1 protein-coding gene is annotated in these 977 nt (G+C 44.1%); it reads left to right on the top strand.

Annotated elements, in window-relative coordinates; translation table 11 throughout:
* Positions 1-977: type VI secretion system Vgr family protein (locus AC6BYQ_RS28415; RefSeq protein WP_031986312.1), on the top strand; the 977-nt coding region annotated here is incomplete at both ends.

Below are 977 nucleotides of genomic sequence, written 5' to 3'. Positions count from 1 at the left end.
CATCCACAACGTGCGAAAGTGGTGGGTCCTGAAGGTGAAGAAATCTATGTAGATGAGTGGGGGCGTATTAAAGTCCGCTTCCTGTTTACGCGTAGTGATGACCATAGTCATGATGGGGGCGCAGGAACCAATAATAATGACACTGATTCAGCTTGGGTTGATGTTCTAACGCCGTGGGCTGGAGAAGGTTACGGTGCGCGTTTTTTACCGCGTATTGGTGAAATTGTCGTTATTGACTTCTTTAATGGCGATATCGACCGACCGTTTGTGATGGGTCGAATTCATGAGGCACAGCGCCAACCAACCAAATTTGATAACAAAGGAAAGCTTCCTGATACTAAAAAGCTCAGTGGTATCCGTTCTAAAGAAGTGTCAGGTGGTGGGTTTGGGCAACTCAGATTTGATGATACACCGGGACAAATTAGTACCCAACTCCAAAGCAGTCATGGTGCAAGCCAGCTAAATCTGGGGAAACTCAGTCACCCTAAAGATAAAGCAGAAAGTGAAGACCGCGGAGAAGGTTTTGAACTGCGTACTGACCAATGGGGAGCTTTACGTGCGGGGCAAGGTTTATTGGTATCCACTCATAAACAGGATAACGCTAAAGGAGACCACCTCGATGCCGAAGTTGCGAAAAAGCAACTTGAGGGTAGTCAAACTAACAGTAAAGCACTGAGTGACATTGCTAAAAACCAGAAAACCGATGAAATAGAATCGATTGAACAGTTAAAAGATTTTGCCTCACAAATTCAGCAGCAAATCGCTAAATTTGAAAAAGCTTTACTTCTTTTGAGTTCACCGGATGGTATAGCTTTAAGTAGTTCAGAAGATATTCACATCTCGGCTGATGCACAAATTAATCAGATTGCTGGAGACAGCATTAATATAAGTACTCAAAAGAATGTGATTACCCATGCCCAAAATAGGCTCAGCCTTTTTGCTGCTCAGAGCGGGCTAAAAGCTGTTGCTGCACAAGG

This window comes from Serratia sp. LTN-2 (assembly GCF_059740205.1).
Note: the sequence above shows the minus strand (reverse complement) of the source record. Positions and strands in the feature narration are given on the sequence as shown.